Here is a 15,158-nt window from a genome sequence, read left to right as displayed (position 1 = left end):
CCCTCGCCAAACTAATGACACCGTCTGTGGCCAACAGATTCGCACCTTTTCTCGATACGGGTCAGACCTCTTTGGTTCCACCACCAAATAAGATCCCCCCACTCGCAATCGAGGACCTCTTTTATCGCTTGACGGCAGTCGGCTCTCAGCGTAGCCTCCGCGGGTTTTTATCGGAAGGAGGACCTGCTCGTGGAGGAATGGCCATATCGCCTGCTGGCCGGTGCCGGTTTCGTCACAATTACCTGGTTGGCGTGGGTGACCGGGAGTCGCAGTCGGCTGAACTGGAGGACCATTGGAGGCAGCGCGGCGTTGGCCTGGGGACTCGGTGTCCTGTCCTTTTGGTTTCCGGGCTCCCACTGGCTCTGGAGCATGATCAACGAGATCGCGGTCGCCGTGCTCACCGCTTCGCAAAAAGGCACCGTGTTTCTTCTTGGGCCCCTCGCACTTGGCCCCGGCCAGACCTTGCCGGATGGGACGGTCTCGATCGGGTTTATCTTGGCGGCGCAAGCACTGCCGGCAGTCGTATTCTTTGCCGCCTTGATGTCGGGTCTCTACTACGTGGGCGCCATGCAAGCGATCGTGGGCTTGTTTGCCCGGCTCTTTTACCGGACCATGGGCTTATCGGGAGCTGAGTCGCTCTCCGGCGCCGCGAATATCTTCGTCGGGATTGAGGCAGGCTTGATCGTCCGTCCCTACCTCGCAGCCATGACGCAGTCGGAACTGCTGTTGGTGCTGACGTGCATGATGGCGACCGTAGCGAGCACCGTCATGGGCATCTACGTGTCGGCGCTACAACATACGGTGCCTCAGATCGCCGGACATTTGATTTCCGCGTCAATCATTTCGATTCCTTGTGCAGTGCTCATCAGCAAACTTGCATTTCCCGAAGATGGACAGCCCGCCACGCTGGGCGGCGTGCCCTCTGATCCTACCGGCCGAACCTCAGCGCCTTCTTCCGACAGTGACGCGAACCCGCCGCCCTCCAACTTCATTGTCGCCTTGATTGATGGGGCGGGGCAGGGAATGAAAATGGCGGTCGGCATCGCCGCCCTCTTGATCGTGTTTCTTGGATTAGAAGCGCTGGTCGACTTGGCGCTGGCACAGATTCCGGCGATCGGGGGCACCCCTCTCTCCGTCACACGGATCCTCGCTTGGCTCACCTGGCCATTCGCCGTGCTCCTCGGTCTTCGTCCCGAGGAGTGGCAGATCGGCGCGAACTTGCTGGGGTCGCGGTTTATCGAGACGGAAGTTGCGGCCTATTTCAAATTGGCCGCCGTGCAAACCGCGTCTGCGCCGCCGCTCTCTCCCCGATCCCTCACGGCCATGACCTATGCTCTCTGCGGATTCGTGCATGTGGCGAGCATGGGCATCTTCGTCGGCGGCATTTCCGCTTTGGTGCCGCATCGGGCAAAAGACATCTCGCTCTTGGGCCTGCGTGCCTTGTGGACCGCCTTTTTGGCCACGTTGCTGACCGGTTGCATTGCCGGAGTCCTTGCAGCTACGTAGCAAACGGCACTCACCGCTGTACCGCTCACGATTTCTTGGACAGGGTTGTAGCCGTGCCGAACCCGATCTCCTTGACCTCGTTAGCTCAATAGCCCTCCCACCCACCACAGAGTCGTACAGAGGGCGGAAACTCTTTTAGTTGACGCGGCCCGATAAACAATAGACCATCTAGAAAACTCGTCGAGCCATGCTGTCGCGCGTCTATCAACAGAGGGTTTGCCCAACAAATCGAGAGCGGTAACAGGACGGGTAACCCAGGAGGGCATCCATCTTCGGACCCATCACCATTCCATTTGGAGCCAAAATGCTGTTCAATACCGTCACACTCAAGCCCGGCATCACCTTTGAGGACGTGGAGATGGCCGTTGGAGAACTCTGCGCCGTGGTCAAGGGAACCTATGGCGGAGAGAAAGGTGGTTTCATCGCCGGACAAGTGTTCAAGTTCTCTGGCTTCGTCTCGAACGAGGGTTCCTTCTCGGCATCCAGAACTACCGACAACCACTATGTGATCGTCACCTATTGGCGCTCGCTTGATGCACACGAACGCTCCCATGCGGACGACCCCTTCAACAAGAAGTTCGCAAAACTGGCGACTATGTGTTCCGAGACCAAGGAGCTGGGGTACGACATGCTGTGGCAAGGAGCGGCGGAAGATCAGTAACAGAAACCGACACGTGCGCTCATCATGCATTCGGCCAGGATGTTGAACCAAAGAAAGGTGTGGCGATGACTACTTCATCTCAACAGGTTGCGCAATCGGCTTTTCATAACTGATTCCCAACCCATTCTTCTTCAGCCGTCAGATCTCGCTCTCGGCATGCACAATACAAGATCCGACCCCACTTACGGCTCAGACCTCTCGACGATCACGGCGCAACATCTTGCACGGGTCGTCAAGGAATTGAATAATAGACCCCGCAAATGCCTCGTCTATCTGACACCGGAAGAAGTCTTCACTCGGGCCGCCGGTGTTGTACTTCAGCCTTGAATTCACAAGTTCCTCCGAATAGCCGAAGATAAGCGACCACTTTGGCCGGTAGCGTTAATAGGTCAAGAAGTTCCAGTGAGGAAACAATGTCAATAACCTGGCACAATCATAGCCGTTTGCTCAAAGTGGTGTAAACTAAACATGGCCCATGGCATCCCGGGCAGCTTGTCACCCTAAAAGCAGGAAAAGGTGGTTGTTACCATGATCTCCTGGGGCATCCTGGTTGCTCACCGGAGAAAAGACTCTCTGGCTCTCGAAGTCGTGACATACTTGTTCATCTTATGGATGATGCCGCCTTGGTGTTTCGCTGGCACACAAAGAGAAGCTGAGCAGGACCAACTCCCTTCCCATTTTAGAGTATACAGTCAGAGCGGGAACGAGTCCTTTTATGTAGAATGTCGTCCCGTAAAAGCCGACTCGGTTACCTGCAACTTTATGGGGGCTCGAATCAATCCGGATGGGATAGCGACGGTCGTGTTCCTGGATCACCCGATATCTCATCGGGACTCCTTCGCGAAGAACGCCGCCGCACGTTTTAAAAAATCTCGCTCCTGCTTTAGGACAGCATTCTCGCGCCGCAGTCGGACCAGTTCGGCCTCTTCAGCTCGGAGGTCCTGCCGCGTCTTTCCACGCTCCTCCGCCTGCTGCTGCTCCACCCGCCAGCGGTAGAGCAGATGGTCGGCAATGCCCAGGTCTCTGGCTACTTGCGCAACCGGTCGTGCCGAGTCTCGGACCAACCGCACTGCTTCTGTCTTAAACTCTTCCGTATACTGCCGTCTCGTCTTGGTGCTCATGCTGCCCTCCAATTTCATCAAACTCCTCCTTATACAGGTGTCTGTGAAATCGGGGTAAGGTCAGAGTGGCAGCTGACAGCTCTCAACCGATGTGCGGGGATGTGGCGAATGAACTGCGTAAGCCAACCATATGGAGCTGGGATAGCCCCAGCGAATACGAATTGCCTTGCGATTTTATCCATTTCCGATCGCTCTTAAGTCATTGAATCAAGCGAGGAGTTACGAGAGTCAAATTGCTTGTTTTTACACTTGGAAGATAAAGAGTTGAGCGATGGTGTGGGTGGTGCTCTCCGAGCATCTCGGGATATTCCAATAAAAGTTGGGGCTGAAGTAGCTAAGAGCACCTGCAAAAACAAATTAAGGTCAGATCATGTATTGTTCATATAGACTTCAGAGCTGACGCTAAAGAACACACATGGGGCAATCGGCCAGTTTCCCCTCCCTATTTTCGCTCCGTTCCACATGCCGAGAATCTCATTCATTCTGACCATCGTCCGTGTTCACTAATTGAGGTCATGTTTTGTCTTGTGCACAACAGCACCACAGACTACACGACATGACACTTCCGCTACCTCAGCAGGCTTCTAGTCACGATCACACAAATCGCTCACGTTCTGCCGGAGTCGGAACGCGACAGGTGGCCGCTCGGCCCATCCACCGATACCGGTGACGGGCGACGAAATCATAGATCACATCTCGGAGAGGAGCTGGCACCAATAAGTCTATAGTTGTGTCTGATCCCAAACACGCGTTCTATTCGTTTCCCTCGGGCTTCTCAAGTTGCTGAGCTTCGTGCTATTAGGAACGCTGTTCGATGAATCCGGCGAGCCCTTGCAGGCCTCACGACAGCATGCAGGGCACGGCGCGTGGCACCACCTCTCACACTCGCGTTAGGGAGATTCAGTGTATGGCTAGCATGTTCCCTGTGAGAATATTCACTGGCTGGCTTTGCTCAATCGTTGTCATTGGTGTTCTGGTTATTCCCGGCTGCTCAGCCAGTTCAAAGAAGGATCCGGAGGCAATCTACCGCGACGCGGTGTTGCTCGCCAATACTGGTCGATATGAAGAGGCTGCTCACATGTGGAAGAAAGCCGCCGAACTTGGACACCGCAAAGCGATGAGCGACTTGGGTGCTTTGTACAGCAATGGTCTCGGAGTGTCTGAAGATTGGGAGGAGGCCGTCAAATGGTGGACCAAGGCGGTTCAGGCTGGTGATTCGGAATCTATGTACAATGTTGGCGTCTACCACTACAAGCAAGGCAAATTTAGCCAGGCGTTTTTGTGGTTTCATGAAGCGGCCACTCGAGGGATTGCGACAGGAATGATGCGCGTAGGATCGATGCACATGAAAGGTGAGGGTGTGCCTGAGGACAGGGAAGAAGGGTTGCGTTGGGTTCGCGCCGCTGCCAAGGCTGGTCTTCCTGCCGCACAAACCCTACTGGATCTTCATGAACGCGACGGTCAGGTTCTCAAAGACTCGGACATGCCGTACGTCATTTCGGTTGATACATGGCGACAGCTCTTGCCCCATGTGTTGGACGGCGACACGCAGGCAGCATTGAGCCTCTTTACCAACGTTTCAATTGATCCTGTTTGCGGAGACACGGCCATCACCACACATAGTCCTTCGCTTGCAGCACAACAACTCGGCTCCTTACTCCAATGCTCTGCCGGGGCCGTCGCGAGCAAAGACCTGCCGCCCAACAAAGAACGTTTACGCGCAGCGACTGTTGGAATTCTTCTTCAGAGATACGGTCTTGAGTTATGGAAGCCACAACTCTGGACCGATGAGGCCGGGAAGAAGCTGTCGGCCCTTAGCTCGAACTACGACAAGACAGCAACGATCCGACACAACCTAGCAAACAACCACTGGGCGACTATCTTCACCACTTCGTATAAGAACCTCCTGGAAGCTGCACAAGGAAGCAACGCCCCCGTCCCAGGCTATTATGCGAAAGGTTTTTAACATCACCCTGCTACCACTCCCCTTACTACCCAAGGCTCGGCCTCATCGAGCATGCTGTAATTGGTCGGATAACGGAGACGGAGTATGACAATACTGCCCAACCCTGCGCTGCAACGAACCTTGCCTCACTGATCAGTGGAGTGAATCAAGAAGCATCACAACTGGCTCATTTTGTGCTCAAGCCCACCTCATCCCACTCCATTTCAGCCAACTCCAGCCAAAGTGAGCTAGGCTCGAAAAAGTGGACGCCTTCAACCTACAATCAGAGGTCTGGAGGTGTGAGATGGAACAGATACCGCGGCAGCAGTATACGAAGGAGTTCCGAGAGCAGGCCGTGCGGCTAGTCCTGGAACAGCAGGTGACGATTCCGGAGGCAGCCAGGCGCCTGAGCATGTCGGGCAAAACGCTCAAGAACTGGGTGGGCGGAGCTCGGCACGGCCAGCTTGCGACAGTGGGCGCGAGCCGACGGCCCGTGACGGAGCTAGAAGCAGAGCTGTCCCGGCTCAAACGTGATCTTGCGGAAGCACGGATGGAGCGCGACATCTTAAAAAAGCCACCGCGTACTTTGCGAAGGGCGCAGCTGCCCGGTACGCGCTGATGAGGACGCTGCGTGCCCACTATCCGCTGAGTCTGTTGTGCCGGGTGCTGGAGGTGTCTCGAAGCGCTACTATAATGCCTGGCAGTATACGGCGGCCGTCGAAACGCGATCAGGAGAATGCGCGGCTGGAAGTGGCGATCCGCCGCCCATGTGCGCACCCGTCAGACGTACGGCCCGGAACGGCTTCAAGCCGAATTGCATGCCGACGGGTTCCGCTGGGATCGGCCGCATCAAGCGACTGCGGAAGAAACTGGGCTGGCGCTGTACCCAGGTCCGCCGGTTCACGACGACCACGGATTCGTACGCATGCGCGGCCGGTCGCGGACAACGTATTGGCGCGGACCAGGTTGCCGCCACACGACCGAACGAGACCTGGGTGACCCGACATCACGTCCTGTCCCTGCAGATCGGTTGCTTCAAGTAGCGCCCGAACGATCATGATATCTGCGGGAGTTGTTCCATGAACAGGCCATCCTTTGTCCAGATTGTCGATGAGCGACGGAGTTTGTCGAGCAGGCGCTGGGCGCTAGGCGGTATCGGGCAAAAAGCCTTCTTTTTTTGGCGCCCACACCGGAGACAAATCCCTCGATCACTCAAGCCTGAACCGCGCTGCCTTTCCGGATCATTGCTTGCCCACCTCCTCAGTAGAAAGTATCTTGTGGGCCAATTCTGTAAGGAGTATGTAGTTCCAGAATCCTGTCATTGTGTGCTCTTGAAGGCCAGGCGACAGCTGTGAAAGCACTGCCTCTCGTAGCTTCGTAAACTGGTGCCCCTCTGGCTTTAGATCGAGAACTACTCTCGAACGCCTCCTAGCGCTTCCTGACCTCTGTTTCCGCCCTTTACGCCTCACAGTCTGGCATGACCTTGTTTTGCTTGCGTGAACTGACCGGTGGGAACGAAATAATTTCGCAAGCCCGCGATCTCATTTTCAGCGGCCGTATCACCAAGATCTAATTTTTCTAAAACCTTTTTTTTGGTTTAACACATCAGAGGTGTCTCCTGTATTCCTTGACCAGGGGTGTGGGAAAGCTGCTCCTGGCAATCTTTCGGAGTCCGCCAGTTTAGCATAAATGGTCAGCGCAGCCGCTCATCAAAATCCGGGCAATGTAGGCGTCCGGTGGGGATACTGCGACAATAAAAAGTTTAACAAGTAAAGTGAACGGTGGTGTGCAATGATGTTGCCTCACGAAATCCGGGCCCCGACTTCCTGTCCGTCCCCCCGCCTTTACCAATTGGTAATCTGTCACATGCCGCATCAACATACTGACAACCTGGGGAGGCCACAAGTTCTGCCATAATCAATTCCTCCCGATGACCAGCCTACCATTCGAGTCATTTTGGGTCACATCTGTTTTTGTATAGGACCAACTGGCTAATATTGATGTCAGGCAAGAGTGCCGACTTATGTGAAAGCCATTCAGGCCGCAGGCGAACCTTGATGATTAGACGAACCGTCGCACCAAACCGGTCCGCATGTCGATGAGCGCATAACAAATCTTGCTGTCTTTGTTCCAGATAATTCGTGAATGAGCGTTTGGTAGGGGTTCCGGGCAGTTTTCTTAACTGACTCAAGAGCTTGGGCGAAAGGCGGATAGCGATCAACTGTTTCGCCATTCCGCTAGACGGTCTTCCCACTCGGCGTGCGCGTCGCAGTTCTTCCGCGATTGAGAATCATTGGTGGAGGTCGTTCCACCGTCCAGCACAGGTCGCTCGTGCCGGAGATCTCCCAGGCCCGGCTCGAAGCGGCTACACCCCTCATGGCTTCGCCCCGAACCCCCAGCCCCCCGCGCCCCGCTAGTGAGTCAGTGCCTAACGGGCCTTGACGATCAAAGAAATCGGTCACGTTCCTCTTGAGTCGGGACTCGACAAGTAGCCGTTCGGCCCATCCATTGATACCGGTGACGTGCCACAAAATCATAAACCACATCGCGGAGAGGAGCCGGCACCAACACACAGACGTAATACAGGGGCCACCATCGGGAGAGCTGTCGGATCACCTTTAACACCGCAGTGGACTTGATAGAGACATGGCCCCCTTCCAACAAGAGGAAGGTCTGATAGTCAGTCGTGGATAAGCTGAGATCACGGAGGATGCGTTGCGCCGGTTCGGACTGGAGTGTCCCGAACTTGAACTGCCCGGCTGGATCATGGGCAATCGCAAAACTTACCCAGGCATTGCACCAGTTGCAGACCCCGTCGAAGAGAATCAGCCGTTCATACTTGGTCCATTCATGCACGGAGGGATCAAGCTGGTCATTCATCAACCGCCTCGCGTAGGACCTCATGGCCGCTGACAGGTATTGAATACGAAACTATACCACTCTCATCAATAGTAGATACGCAATTGAACGGTGTACAGGGAAACTCGACCCAAGTGCTGAGGGCTGAGTGAGGAATCGGTCTGATGAGGTGGCCACGTCGTTAGGAACGGCCTGGCGGACGGGGTTCTGTCCGAAGATCTCTCAATCTTCCGGCATCCGATCCACCACACGATCCCACTCCTTAATAGCGGGTTTCACATGGTGATCGAGATGGGTAAGCGCCCCGTAGAGTCGGCCTTCGTACTCATCACGCTTTGAATCGGTAGGCGACAAGGTTTTCAGGAGTGCTACAAGACCCAGGATCTCCTCCGATGTCTCCATGATTTCATCGAAATGATTGTTTAGCAACGAGCTCGAAGGCGTCAGGAAAGACTGCTTCTCGGTGAACGCAGCTGACCTCGTTTTCTTAATCATGGCGTTTCCCCTTTTTCAACCGTCGCTCGAGATTTGCAACGGTTTGGTCCCATGCTCTGATCTCAACTTCCCAGTGCTTGATAAGCCTCCGATCAGGATGCACACCCTGTAGCTCAAGGGCAATCTTGATCCGATGATCCGTAATCCTCCCTCTCAGACTTTCGAGGCGGATTCGTAACTTTTTGTTACGCCCCATAGCTTCCTATGACTACAACCGTACCGCCAATAACAGTATGCTGTCAATGAAGTGGATGTGTCCGCCGATGGCAGCCAACCCACCTTTACAAGAATAACAATTACCGTTTCCTCTAAGGTCCACCTGCCTTCGTCGTACGCCAGACGATTATGACAGCGCTGAAGAGCATAAGTGAGGCGAGGATAAACGGGGCGCCGGGAAGATCCAGAGAAATGCCGAGGGGTGAGGGCTGAAGATTGAGAGAGGAATTGGGCCGGATGAAGAAGGCGAAGGTCTGTGTGAAGAGGGTCGGTCCGATGAGGCCGGTCACGCCATTGATGCTGGCGATGGCACCTTGCAGCTGACCCTGCTCTGCACTGCTGACGCGGCGTGTCATGAGCGATTGATTCGCGGGGCCGACCAGTCCCCAAAAGGCCATCACGGGAATGCCGAGGCAGAAAATCCAGCCTTCCGGCGCAATACCATAGATGAAAAATCCAACCGATCCGCAGAGCAGGCCGATCAGCACTGTCTTCCGTTCGCCGAGCCGATTGGTGATCGGACCGATCAATCCCCCTTGCACGATCATCGCGGCCACGCCAACGCCTGCCATCATCATCCCCACGCTGGCCGGTCCCCATCCGTAGCGATAGCCCATATACAGCACCGAGACGCTCGGAAGCACGGCATGGGCGAGATACCCGAAGAACGTGACGGACGCGAGACCGAGGAGTTCATGGTGGGAGCGCAGCAGTACGAGTGAGCCCACCGGGTTGGCCCGCCTCCAGGCGAAGGGGGTTCGTTTGTCCGGCGCCAGAGATTCGGGAAGCACGAAGAATCCATAAGTGGTGTTCAGAAGGCTGAGTGCCGCCGCGCCCCAGAACGGCAATCGAGGATCGATCGCGCCGAGCCAGCCACCCAAGGCCGGACCGAAGATGAAGCCGAGCCCGAAGACCATGCCGATCTTGCCGAATGCCGCCGCACGCTGCTCCGGCGGCGTGACATCGGCGATGTAGGCGCCGGCAGTGCTGAAGCTGGATGAGGCCATCCCAGAGATGACACGACCGACAACGAGCCATGCGACGTTCGGCGCGAGCGCCATGACGATGTAGTCGAGACCCAAGCCCAGATTAGACAGTAGCACGACCGGCCGACGGCCAAATCGATCGGACAGGCCTCCCTGGATCGGCGAGCAGAAGAACTGCATGAAGGCCCAGGCCGTCCCCATCAACCCATAGAGGACCGCTGCCTGTGCCGTATCGCCGGAGTAGAATTCCTCCACCAGTTTCGGCAAGACCGGGATGATGATGCCGAACGACACCATATCGAGCAGGACAGTGATGAGAATAAAGAGCACCGCGGCTCGACGGGGTGCAGGCACAGCTGGCGGATAGCTCATCGCCAGGACATCCTATCAGACTTTACCGCACACCGCGTTTCACCGAGTGAATGACGAGACTGGACTCATTCATGACAGGCTGAAAACATAATGGAACCGATGGATCATGATGCCTCCTCTTGCCATCGTCTATTCATATATGATGAGATCCTGTTGTTTCTTCTTCTTCGAATCCGAATGGATGGCTCCATGAATTCTCACCAAGGAGAGATCCCATGACGACCTCATCGATTGAAACTCCAATACATGAGCAAGTGAGAACCTTCGTGGGCGCGCCCCGCAAGATGTTGATCGGCGGCCGATGGGTCGACGCCGCTTCGGGCAAGACGTTCCCGACGTACAATCCTGCGACCGGCGAGGTGCTCGCTCATGTAGCCGAGGGCACGAAGCCGGACGTAGACCGAGCAGTCTCCGCTGCGCGCAAGGCGTTCGAGGATGGTCCATGGCGCAAGCTCACGGCCTCAGAACGAGGACGGCTCATCTGGAAGCTCGCTGACTTGCTCGAAACTCATGTGGAAGAATTTGCTCAACTGGAATCGCTCGATAATGGGAAGCCGGTCGGGGTGGCCCGGGCGGCAGACGTCCCGCTGGCCATCGATCTTTTCCGCTACATGGCTGGATGGGCCACTAAAATTGAAGGGAATACCATCCCCATCTCCGTACCCTATACGCCCGGCGCCCAATACCTTGCCTACACGCTGCGGGAGCCGGTCGGCGTCGTGGCACAAATCATCCCATGGAACTTTCCACTCCTCATGGGGGCCTGGAAACTGGGCCCGGCTCTGGCAGCAGGCTGCACTGTCATATTGAAACCAGCCGAGCAGACACCGCTCTCGGCATTGCGACTTGGCGAGCTCATCTGCGAAGCGGGCTTCCCCGATGGAGTAGTTAACATCGTCCCCGGCTACGGAGAAACCGCCGGTGCAGCATTGGCAGCACATCCTGATGTCGACAAGGTCGCCTTTACCGGTTCCACTGAGGTCGGAAAGCTGATTCTTGGGGCAGCTGCCGGAAACTTGAAAAAGGTGTCGCTTGAGCTCGGAGGGAAGTCGCCCAATATTGTCTGCAAAGATGCCGATGTTCAAGCGAGCATCCCCGGTGTATCCAGTGCGATTTTTTTCAACCAAGGGCAGTGTTGCTGTGCGGGCTCCCGCCTCTTCGTGGAAAAGGGGATTTTCGACAAGGTGGTGGCGGGGGTGGCCGAGGATGCAATGAAAATCAAAGTGGGACCTGGTATGGGTCTCGATACACAGATGGGGCCTCTCGTATCAGATGAGCAGCAACGTCGAGTGCTCAACTATCTGGAGTCCGGGTTTTCGGAAGGCGCGAAGGCCGTGGTGGGTGGAAAGAAATTCGGCAGCAAAGGATACTTTGTGGAACCGACCGTCCTGGTCGACACCACTCAGAAGATGAAGGTCATGCAGGAGGAAATCTTCGGACCGGTGGTCTGCGCGATACCTTTCACGGACCTCGATGAGGTGCTTCCGGCCGCGAATGATTCCATCTATGGCCTGGCCGCTGCGGTCTGGACCCGCGATATCGGCAAGGCCCACCGCATTGCAGCCCAACTACGCGCCGGGTCAGTCTGGATCAACTGCTACAACATCTTTGACGCCGCACTCCCATTCGGCGGGTATAAACAATCGGGCTGGGGTCGCGAGATGGGCCACGATGCGCTGGAACTCTACACCGAGGTCAAGGCCGTTACCGTGCGTCTGTGAATTTGTCGACAAAAACCGATGGGTTACTGGGGCACCTGCGGCCTTGCATCAGAAGAGCTTTGCGGAAAGTCCAGCAAATGGAAACAGATAGTTAAGCCCCCCGTTTGGGCTGTCTGTTCCGGCGTTGGAAATGTGGCTGAAGCGGACTCCGGCGTTCAGCGACCATTGTGCTGTGAGGTCATAGGTTGCGCCTGCACCAGCCCAGACCAAAAAATTGAAATCTGATCCTTGTTCGGGGATGCGTCCGTCGAAATTCGTCCAGAGTGGGCCGCCACCACCTTCGATATAAGGCTTCAGCCGACCGAATGAGGTAACCGTATAGATCAGTTTCGGTGTGAATCCGACGCCATATGCGCTGGTCGGCTCTGCAATCCCTAAGAGTACTCCTTCAACTCCCAGTCCTACCGAACCGGTCCACCAGCTATTGCCGATCGGTTCGGTCAATACCGTTTGCCACGAGGGATGCACCGCCACACCGTTGAGATTGGATGATTGCCCCTCCATCAATCGCAGTGGCAACATCCCTCCAACTGCCAAGCCGACTGTCTGTCTTCCACTCCATATTACCGACGGTTCTTCCGCCAAGGCGTGTGACAGCCCTGTCACCCCAGTACAGAGAAAGATGACGGTGCACACCCGTCTCATGTTCTTGACGGGCCGTGCAGTCACCATGACGTGCTGAAGAGTTTATCACGATGCCAATGCATGGCGGCAGTATACACGTGCGTGGTTGTTGAAGCATGACCGTGTCACAGGTGGGACCTTGGTACTGACTGAAGAGCCTGTGGGGGGCTCAACAGATGGGGAGGGGTCTGGGCTCATCACCCCGCTTCTCGGTACCCGCAATCCTGATTGCGGCACTGGACGCTCCGGCCGTCTTGTTTGCTGACCTTTTCGACAAGGAACGGTGCCTGGCAAGTTGGACAGGCCTTTGGAACAGGGCGGTCCCATAATGCATACTCGCACTTGGGATAGTTGCTGCATGCGAAGAAGGAGCGGCCCTTCTTGGTCCGCTTCTGAACAAGATCACCCCCGCAGTCCGGCTGTGGACATTTGACACCCAACGCCAACGCTTTCGTCGTCTTGCATTGGGGATACGCACTACAGGCAATGAACTTCCCGAAACGGCCGGTCTTCACCACCATTGGACTCCCACACTTGTCACAGACCTGATCGGTGGTAATGTCTTCTTTGGGAACGATTTTGATCGTGCCGTCCGGCAGCCGTTCGAAGTTTTGTGTGTTCTTGCAAGGAGGATCATCTTTGTAGGCTGGGCAAGCGAGGAATTTTCCGTTCCGTCCCCATTTGATCTCCATCATCCGACCGCATTTCTCACATGGAATGTCGGTCGGCGGTTCAACGGTATCTTTGGGGCCTGGGATCGTCTTCGCCCGTTCCATTTCTCTGGTGAACGGCGTGTAGAAATCACGCACCGCCGTGACCCACTGCTTGTTGCCCTCTTCGACTTCGTCCAGTTGCTCTTCCAGCTGGGAGGTGAAATCCACATTGATGAGTTCGGGGAATCCCTTCATTAAGAAATCGTTGACGGTTTTTCCTGTTTCAGTCGGCACCAACCGTCCTTCGGTCTTTTCGACGTACTTACGGTCCTGGATCGTTGAAATAATGGCGGCATACGTCGACGGCCGCCCGATGCCTTTCTCCTCCAACTCCTTGATCAAGAGCGCTTCGTTATATCGAGGCGGCGGCTGCGTGAAATGTTGCTTGGACAACATCCCCGGTACCGTCTGGCCCTCCTGCTCGATCAAGCGTAACTGTTCGCCTTCAGACAATGCCGGCAACTGACGCTCGTCGTCATCCGCTTCCTGGTCGGCCTTCGGTTTCTGCGACGGCAATTCCTTATCGACCCCTTCCATGTATACAATCGTATGGCCAGGAAACTTTACGATGGTCCCGGTCGAGCGAAAAATATAGCGCTCTTTTGTGCCAACCGGTGCTGAATCGATCCGCGTGACATCCAAAACAGCCGGCACCATCTGCGAAGCAATAAATCGATTCCAAATCAGCTTATAGAGATTGTATTGATCGTGATCCAGGTATTGACGGATCGATTCAGGATCGCGAGCCGCCGAAGTCGGTCGGATCGCCTCATGAGCCTCCTGCGCGGCTTTCGATGTCTTGTAGACATTCGGGGTGCCCGGGAGATAGTTCGCACCGAATCGTGACTGAATCACCTCACGCGCATCGGCCGTCGCCTCGGTTGAGATCCGAGGCGAGTCGGTTCTCATATAGGTGATCAGACCGGTCGCCCCTTCGGCTCCGATTTCGATTCCTTCGTAGAGCTGTTGCGCGAGCGTCATCGTTTTCTTCGGCGAAAAATGCAGTTTCCTGGCAGCTTCCTGCTGGAGGCGGCTGGTGATGAACGGAGCCACGGGGTTCCGCTTTTTCTCTCGCCGCTCAATCGACTGCACGACAAACGGCTTTCCCTGAATATCGGCGACGACTCGACCGGCCTGCTCCCCGTTTTCAATCGACGCCTCTTCACCGTTGATACTGTGAAGCTTCGCGTCAAACGGCGGTGGATTCGTCCCAGCCAGGAGCGCCGTAATCGACCAGTACTCTTCAGCCCGGAATGCCTCCCGTTCCGCTTCTCGTTCACAAATCAGCCGCATGGCCACCGACTGCACACGTCCCATGCTGAGTCCGCGACGGACCTTGTTCCAGAGCAACTGACTCCCTTGATAACCGACGATGCGATCCAGGATGCGGCGGGCCTGCTGGGCATTGACCAGCTTCATGTCGATCTCACCGGGCGATTGGAGCGCCCGCTTGATCGCAGACTCCGTAATCTCGTTGAACAAAACTCGGAAGATCTTGCTGTCCTTCTTTTTCTTCTTCGATTTTCCGAGCAGTTCTTGTTCGAGATGCCAGGCAATCGCTTCCCCTTCACGATCGGGGTCCGGCGCCAGGAATATCTTGTCCGCTACTTCCGCCTTCTTCTTGATCTCAGCGAGGACCTTCGATTTCCCTTTGATCGTGACGTACTGGGGTTCGAAATCGTTTTCGAGGTCGACGCCTAACTTGCTCGTGGGTAAATCCTTGATATGTCCCACCGACGCCATCACGGTATACCCACGCCCCAGATATTTTGTGATGGTTCTTGCCTTCGTCGGCGACTCAACGATGATCAACGATTTTGCCATGAGTACTCCGTCTACGACTGATGAATGTTATCATCCGTACCAAATCTTCGGGATTCCTGCAACTAGAATGGCAGTCGGTGACGATTACGGGATGTGAGGAACCAGACAGTGTCCA

At 55.7% G+C, this 15,158-nt stretch carries 14 protein-coding genes; 6 read left to right on the top strand and 8 right to left on the bottom strand.

Translation table 11 applies throughout. The features are described 5' to 3' along the window. The first annotated feature begins 189 nt into the window (after positions 1–189). Together IPM58_10990 and IPM58_10985 are read left to right on the top strand one after the other, a co-directional pair. Positions 190–1,506, top strand: a complete 1,317-nt coding sequence (locus tag IPM58_10990) for a nucleoside permease nupX (protein ID MBK9307589.1) — start codon at positions 190–192, stop codon at positions 1,504–1,506. Positions 1,507–1,774: 268 nt separating this feature from the next. After that, positions 1,775–2,167, top strand: coding sequence for a hypothetical protein (locus IPM58_10985; GenBank protein ID MBK9307588.1), 393 nt, complete (start codon positions 1,775–1,777; stop codon positions 2,165–2,167). Positions 2,168–2,991: 824 nt separating this feature from the next. On the opposite strand, the gene IPM58_10980 is transcribed toward IPM58_10985, so the two are convergent. After that, complete coding sequence (locus tag IPM58_10980) at positions 2,992–3,306, bottom strand: transposase (GenBank protein MBK9307587.1); 315 nt, start codon at positions 3,304–3,306, stop codon at positions 2,992–2,994. 576 nt (positions 3,307–3,882) lie between these two features. After that, the gene (locus IPM58_10975) at positions 3,883–4,032 is read right to left on the bottom strand and encodes a DUF393 domain-containing protein (GenBank protein ID MBK9307586.1); all 150 of its coding nucleotides are present in this window, start codon (positions 4,030–4,032) and stop codon (positions 3,883–3,885) included. 163 nt (positions 4,033–4,195) lie between these two features. On the opposite strand from IPM58_10975, the gene IPM58_10970 reads away from it, so the two are divergent. The 3 genes from IPM58_10970 (at position 4,196) to IPM58_10960 (ending at position 6,276) form a co-directional block, all read left to right on the top strand. Continuing rightward, positions 4,196–5,254, top strand: a complete 1,059-nt coding sequence (locus tag IPM58_10970; GenBank protein MBK9307585.1) for a sel1 repeat family protein — start codon at positions 4,196–4,198, stop codon at positions 5,252–5,254. A gap of 283 nt (positions 5,255–5,537) precedes the next feature. Next, a complete protein-coding gene (locus IPM58_10965; protein MBK9307584.1) occupies positions 5,538–5,852 on the top strand; it encodes a transposase in 315 nt (104 codons plus the stop codon). Positions 5,853–5,889: 37 nt separating this feature from the next. Continuing rightward, positions 5,890–6,276: a hypothetical protein gene (locus IPM58_10960; protein MBK9307583.1), complete on the top strand. Its 387-nt coding sequence runs from the start codon at positions 5,890–5,892 to the stop codon at positions 6,274–6,276. A gap of 1,402 nt (positions 6,277–7,678) precedes the next feature. Here IPM58_10960 and IPM58_10955 read toward each other — a convergent pair. The 4 genes from IPM58_10955 to IPM58_10940 all read right to left on the bottom strand — a co-directional run bounded on the left by IPM58_10955 (position 7,679) and on the right by IPM58_10940 (position 10,161). Beyond that, a complete protein-coding gene (locus tag IPM58_10955; GenBank protein MBK9307582.1) occupies positions 7,679–8,113 on the bottom strand; it encodes a DUF393 domain-containing protein in 435 nt (144 codons plus the stop codon). A 201-nt stretch (positions 8,114–8,314) separates the two neighbouring features. Further along, positions 8,315–8,587, bottom strand: a complete 273-nt coding sequence (locus IPM58_10950; GenBank protein MBK9307581.1) for a hypothetical protein — start codon at positions 8,585–8,587, stop codon at positions 8,315–8,317. Beyond that, a complete protein-coding gene (locus tag IPM58_10945) occupies positions 8,580–8,783 on the bottom strand; it encodes a hypothetical protein (protein MBK9307580.1) in 204 nt (67 codons plus the stop codon). The genes IPM58_10950 and IPM58_10945 overlap by 8 nt, the downstream gene beginning before the upstream one ends. A 112-nt stretch (positions 8,784–8,895) precedes the next feature. Then, positions 8,896–10,161, bottom strand: coding sequence for a TCR/Tet family MFS transporter (locus IPM58_10940; GenBank protein ID MBK9307579.1), 1,266 nt, complete (start codon positions 10,159–10,161; stop codon positions 8,896–8,898). A gap of 215 nt (positions 10,162–10,376) precedes the next feature. On the opposite strand from IPM58_10940, the gene IPM58_10935 reads away from it, so the two are divergent. Beyond that, positions 10,377–11,882 carry an aldehyde dehydrogenase family protein gene (locus tag IPM58_10935; protein MBK9307578.1) on the top strand — a complete coding sequence of 502 codons (1,506 nt, stop codon included), beginning with the start codon at positions 10,377–10,379 and terminating at the stop codon, positions 11,880–11,882. 48 nt (positions 11,883–11,930) lie between these two features. On the opposite strand, the gene IPM58_10930 is transcribed toward IPM58_10935, so the two are convergent. Next, the gene (locus tag IPM58_10930; GenBank protein ID MBK9307577.1) at positions 11,931–12,554 is read right to left on the bottom strand and encodes an acyloxyacyl hydrolase; all 624 of its coding nucleotides are present in this window, start codon (positions 12,552–12,554) and stop codon (positions 11,931–11,933) included. Between the two features lie 149 nt (positions 12,555–12,703). Continuing rightward, on the bottom strand, positions 12,704–15,043 hold the full coding sequence (gene topA / locus IPM58_10925) for a type I DNA topoisomerase (protein ID MBK9307576.1): 2,340 nt from the start codon (positions 15,041–15,043) through the stop codon (positions 12,704–12,706). Positions 15,044–15,158 lie beyond the last annotated feature (115 nt).

It is taken from the genome of Nitrospira sp., assembly GCA_016715825.1.
Taxonomy (GTDB): domain Bacteria; phylum Nitrospirota; class Nitrospiria; order Nitrospirales; family Nitrospiraceae; genus Nitrospira_D.
The sequence above is the reverse complement of the archived record's forward strand: the minus strand, read 5'-3'. Positions and strand labels throughout refer to the sequence as shown.

Coding starts and splice junctions, on each gene's coding strand:
- IPM58_10980 (MBK9307587.1), bottom strand. CDS start 3,306: ATGAAATTGGAGGGCAGCATGAGCACCAAGACGAGACGGCAGTATACG.
- IPM58_10970 (MBK9307585.1), top strand. CDS start 4,196: ATGGCTAGCATGTTCCCTGTGAGAATATTCACTGGCTGGCTTTGCTCA.
- IPM58_10965 (MBK9307584.1), top strand. CDS start 5,538: ATGGAACAGATACCGCGGCAGCAGTATACGAAGGAGTTCCGAGAGCAG.
- IPM58_10955 (MBK9307582.1), bottom strand. CDS start 8,113: ATGAATGACCAGCTTGATCCCTCCGTGCATGAATGGACCAAGTATGAA.
- IPM58_10950 (MBK9307581.1), bottom strand. CDS start 8,587: ATGATTAAGAAAACGAGGTCAGCTGCGTTCACCGAGAAGCAGTCTTTC.
- IPM58_10945 (MBK9307580.1), bottom strand. CDS start 8,783: ATGGGGCGTAACAAAAAGTTACGAATCCGCCTCGAAAGTCTGAGAGGG.
- IPM58_10940 (MBK9307579.1), bottom strand. CDS start 10,161: ATGAGCTATCCGCCAGCTGTGCCTGCACCCCGTCGAGCCGCGGTGCTC.
- IPM58_10935 (MBK9307578.1), top strand. CDS start 10,377: ATGACGACCTCATCGATTGAAACTCCAATACATGAGCAAGTGAGAACC.
- IPM58_10930 (MBK9307577.1), bottom strand. CDS start 12,554: ATGGTGACTGCACGGCCCGTCAAGAACATGAGACGGGTGTGCACCGTC.
- topA (MBK9307576.1), bottom strand. CDS start 15,043: ATGGCAAAATCGTTGATCATCGTTGAGTCGCCGACGAAGGCAAGAACC.